Here is a 3,955-nt window from a genome sequence, read left to right as displayed (position 1 = left end):
CCCGCCGGTCGCGGGCCAGCAGGGCGGCCGCCGCCGGGGCCTGACCGCGGACGCAAGCCGTCTCCGCCCACGGCGCGAGCGCGCCCAGCCCCTCCAGGGCCCGGGTGACCGGCGGCCCGTCCGGCCGTCCGGCCGACCGCGCCACCGGGGGCAGCTCCACCTCGCCCAAGCCCTCCCGGCTGGCCGGCAGGGTCAGCAGCGCACTGCGCGCGCCCCCGCCGGGCAGGTACTCGCGTACCCGGGCCGCCTCGTCCCAGCCCGCCGCCTCCCACGGCTCCAGGCGCAGCGGCACGCCCTCCGGGTCGGGCTCGGCCCCGTACGAGAGGTCCTCGCCGAGCAGCGCCCGGGTGTGCGCGACCAGCCGTCGCACCGGGACCGGACCGAGCAGCGGGGCCAGCCGCAGCCAGGAGTGCCGGGTCGCCAGCACCTCCCAGAGCGGGCCGGCGTCGTGGTCGGCCACTCCGGCGGCCGTCCCCGTGCCGCCGTCCCGGTCGAACAGGCGGACGGCCAGCTCGGGCGGCGCCGCGTAGGCGATCAGGTGGCCGAGCGGCGCGGTCAGCACGGCCGCGGCCTCCTCGCCCGCCTCCGCCACGGCGGCCGCGCGGCCCTGCCGGTAGGCGGCGAGCAGCTCGGGCCAGCGGCCGTCCTCGGCCAGTGCGCGCAGGCGGCCGTGCTGGTGGATGATCACGATTCGCAGGGTACGGGCCGGGGCGGCGCATCAGCTGACTTGCCGTCAGCTCGGTGCGTCGGGGCGGCACTCGTACGCCCGCCGCCCCGCGCACCGCCACACCCTCAGCTCCGCTCGTGCTCCCGCTCGCGCTCCTGTTCGCACCCCCGCTCCTGCTCCCGTTCGCACCCCGCCTCCCGCTCGCGTTCGCGCTCCCGCTGGAGGACGGCGCGCAGTCGGCCGTGGGCTCGGCGCCGGGTGACGGCCAGCGTGCTGCGGTGCAGCCCGAGCAGTTCGGCGGCCTCGTCGACGCTGTAGCCGTCGAGGTCCACCAGCGCCACCGCGCGGGCCTGCTTGACGGTCAGGAAGCCCAGCAGGCGGACCACCTCCCAGCGCGCCTGCAACTCGGCCATCCCGCCGGACCTGGGGTCGAACTCCCCCCGGTCCCGCTCGACGGCGTCGCCCACCTCCGGCACCTCGGGCATCGACACCCGCCGACGCTCCCGGCGCCACTGGTCGCGCAGGATGTTCACCATCGTGGTGAACGCGTAGGCGTACGGCTGCGGATGACCGAGGAAGCGCTCCGGCCGGCGGGCGATCCGCAGGTACGCCTCGTGGACGACGTCCCCGGCGCCGACCGGACCGCCGGCGAGGGAGGCCGCCGCCTGCTGGAGTCTGGGCAGGAGATCCGTGAACACCCGGTTGAATTCGGCCGATTGACCGCTACTCCCACTCGGACCGAAGCCCTCTTCCCGTCCGCCGCCCGCATTTCGACCGCTGCAATCCACCATGCCGCTCTCCCCGGAAATCGGCACCCCGAGCACCCGGTCCGCCCTGGCCACAGGGGTCTTGAGCCGACCGAATGACTTGTGACACAGGTCACATCATAGTTCGTCGTCTCACTGTGCGCAGTCATTCGTGTGCACCATGTCACCAACCGCACAGGAAGCGGGACTTCACCTCCGCGCGGACACCCCGGCGACCGGGGACGGCTCCGCCCGACGAGAACCCCTGAGCAAGGAGAACCACCGTGCGAGGTTGCATCGCCAGGAAGATCGCCACGTTCGGGCTGGCCGCCACGGCCGCCCTCGGCGTGCTCGGGGCCACCGCCCTGCCGGCCGCCGCGGCGACGGTCCGGACCCAGGCCCTCACCCCCGAGACCGACACGGACTGGAACACCGTCGAGACCGCGACCTACCGCTGCGTCATCACCGCCGACTACGGCTGGCGCTGGGAGGGGACCTGCAACGTCTACTCCGGACGACTGCGCACCATCACCTACTGTGCCGACGGCTCGTCGAGCACCGGCCTGTGGATCGGCGCGCGGCCGCAGGCCTGGGCGGTCTGGGGCAACTGCCCCGGGTCGAGCTGGACCCGGATCGTGTTCCAGTGGCACAGCTGAACCGCCGGACCCGGAACCGCTGAGAGTCGACGGGTGACAGGTGACAGCTGACAGATTTCGAAATCTGTCAGCTGTCACCTGTTAGTTGTGAGTTGTCAGCTGTCATCCGCACGCCGTCCGCCCGCCGACACCTCCCGCCGCCGCCTCAGCCCACCGGAGAGACGTCCGCGAGCAGCCGGGCGGCGTGCACCCGGCCCGCGTGCTCGACCAGGTTGATCAGCACCTCCTTGCCCGAGGCCCGGTGGCGCGCATCGCACAACAGCACCGGCGTACCCGCGTCCAGGTCCAGCGCGCGGGCGACCTCCTCCGGCCTGAACTCCCGTGTCCCGGCGAAACGGTTCACCGCGACCACGAAGGGGATGCCCCGGTGCTCGAAGAAGTCGACGGCCGGGAAGCAGTCGGTCAGCCGGCGGGTGTCGGCGAGCACCACCGCACCGAGCGCCCCCTGGGCCAGCTCGTCCCAGAGGAACCAGAACCGGTCCTGCCCCGGGGTGCCGAACAGGTAGACCGCCAGCCCCTCCCGGATGGTGATCCGACCGAAGTCCATCGCCACCGTGGTCGTCGACTTGCGCTCCACGCCGTCGAGGTCGTCCACCTCCCGCCCGGCCTCGGTCAGCCGCTCCTCGGTGCGCAGCGGCCGGATCTCGCTGACCGCGCCGACCAGCGTCGTCTTGCCGACCCCGAAGCCGCCCGCCACCAGGATCTTGAGCGCCAGCACGGCGTCGTCGGGATCCTCGGCATCGAACGGGTCCGACCCGCCGTACGGACCGGACCGGCCGGACGATACCGACGGGTCGGGCAGGTCGGACGGGTGGTCAGAGTGCACGGAGTCCACGGATGACCTCCTGGAGGATGCGCTCGTCGGGGAGCAGGGCGGGCGGGACGGGACGGCGGACCCGGATGAGCCCGGCCGCCAGCAGGTCGCCGAGCAGCACCCGCACGACGCCCACCGGCAGGTCGAGCTCGGCGGCCAGCTCGGCCACGGACAGCGGAGTGCCCCGGCACAGCGCGAGGATGCGCGCCTGTTCCGGGCCGACCGGCGGCTCGGGCGCGTCCGGTACGAGCGCCGGGTCGGGGAGTTCGGCGACCACCACGGCGATCAGGTCGAAGCGCTGCTCCCCGGCCCCGGTGCGCCCCCTGGTCATCGCGTACGGGCGGACCAGCGGCCCGGCGTCGTCGTCGTACCAGCGGGCCCGGTGGGCGGCCGCGAGCGGATTGCGGGGGTGACCGTCGGGTTCGGCCCTCGGGTGCTCGGGATGTCGCCCCCGGTACGGGTGGGGCACCGGACTCACCGGCCGCCCACCGTCCGCGGCGGGGCGCTCAGGTGCTCCCCGACCCGGCGGACCAGCCTGGCCATCTCGTAGGCGACCAGGCCGAGGTCGGCCCGGGCCGTGGTGAACACGGCGAGGCAGGTACCCTCCCCGGCCGCCGCGACCAGCAGGTAGCCGCCCTCCAACTCGACCATGGTCTGGCGGACTTCGCCGGCGCCGAAGTGCCGGCCGGCGCCCTTGGCCAGGCTGTGGAAGCCGGAGGCGACGGCCGCCAGATGCTCCCCGTCCTCCCGCGCCAGACCGGCCGAGGTGCCCATGGCCAGTCCGTCGGCGGAGAGCATCACGGCGAAGCGGAGCTCGGGGGCGCGCTGGACCAGCTCGTCGAGGAGCCAGTTCAGCTCCCCCGCGCGGTGGGTGGTGGCGATCACGGACGCTCTCCTTCGGGTCGGGACGGGGGTTGGGGGTGGCGCGCCCGCGGCGGCCGCGGAGCGTCGGCGGGCTGCCCGTCCCGCCGAACCTCCGGGTGCAGACCGCGCGCCCATCCGTTCTGGAAGGCCGACATCGCCGCCCGCGCCTCCTCCGGGCTGCGGCCCGCGGCGCCGAGGCCGTCGCCGG

Annotated in this window: 7 protein-coding genes; 1 reads left to right on the top strand and 6 read right to left on the bottom strand. The window is 74.5% G+C overall.

All coding sequences use genetic code 11. The annotated features are described in order from the left end of the window. The coding region (locus AE652_RS15010) for a hypothetical protein (protein ID WP_049651865.1) at nt 1-688 on the bottom strand (688 nt) is incomplete at its 3' end. 104 nt (nt 689-792) lie between these two features. Then, the gene (locus AE652_RS15005) at nt 793-1,365 is read right to left on the bottom strand and encodes an RNA polymerase sigma factor (RefSeq protein ID WP_063780162.1); all 573 of its coding nucleotides are present in this window, start codon (nt 1,363-1,365) and stop codon (nt 793-795) included. Nucleotides 1,366-1,697: 332 nt separating this feature from the next. Here AE652_RS15005 and AE652_RS15000 point away from each other — a divergent pair, with 332 nt between their 5' ends. Then, entirely contained in the window at nt 1,698-2,069 is a 372-nt protein-coding gene (locus AE652_RS15000) for a hypothetical protein (RefSeq protein WP_049651864.1), read from the top strand. A 145-nt stretch (nt 2,070-2,214) separates the two neighbouring features. Here AE652_RS15000 and AE652_RS14995 read toward each other — a convergent pair whose 3' ends face one another. The 4 genes from AE652_RS14995 to AE652_RS48160 form a co-directional block, all read right to left on the bottom strand. Further along, on the bottom strand, nt 2,215-2,787 hold the full coding sequence (locus tag AE652_RS14995) for an ATP/GTP-binding protein (protein WP_049651867.1): 573 nt from the start codon (nt 2,785-2,787) through the stop codon (nt 2,215-2,217). A 97-nt stretch (nt 2,788-2,884) separates the two neighbouring features. After that, a complete protein-coding gene (locus tag AE652_RS14990) occupies nt 2,885-3,232 on the bottom strand; it encodes a DUF742 domain-containing protein (RefSeq protein WP_049651866.1) in 348 nt (115 codons plus the stop codon). A 125-nt stretch (nt 3,233-3,357) separates the two neighbouring features. Beyond that, nucleotides 3,358-3,768, bottom strand: a complete 411-nt coding sequence (locus tag AE652_RS14985; RefSeq protein WP_049651863.1) for a roadblock/LC7 domain-containing protein — start codon at nt 3,766-3,768, stop codon at nt 3,358-3,360. Continuing rightward, nucleotides 3,765-3,955 (bottom strand): hypothetical protein (locus AE652_RS48160; RefSeq protein WP_234348390.1); only part of this gene is annotated, 191 nt, incomplete at its 5' end. The genes AE652_RS14985 and AE652_RS48160, both read right to left, overlap by 4 nt.

This window comes from Kitasatospora sp. MY 5-36 (assembly GCF_001182915.1).
Taxonomy (GTDB): domain Bacteria; phylum Actinomycetota; class Actinomycetes; order Streptomycetales; family Streptomycetaceae; genus Kitasatospora.
This window is presented reverse-complemented; position numbering and strand designations above follow the sequence as displayed.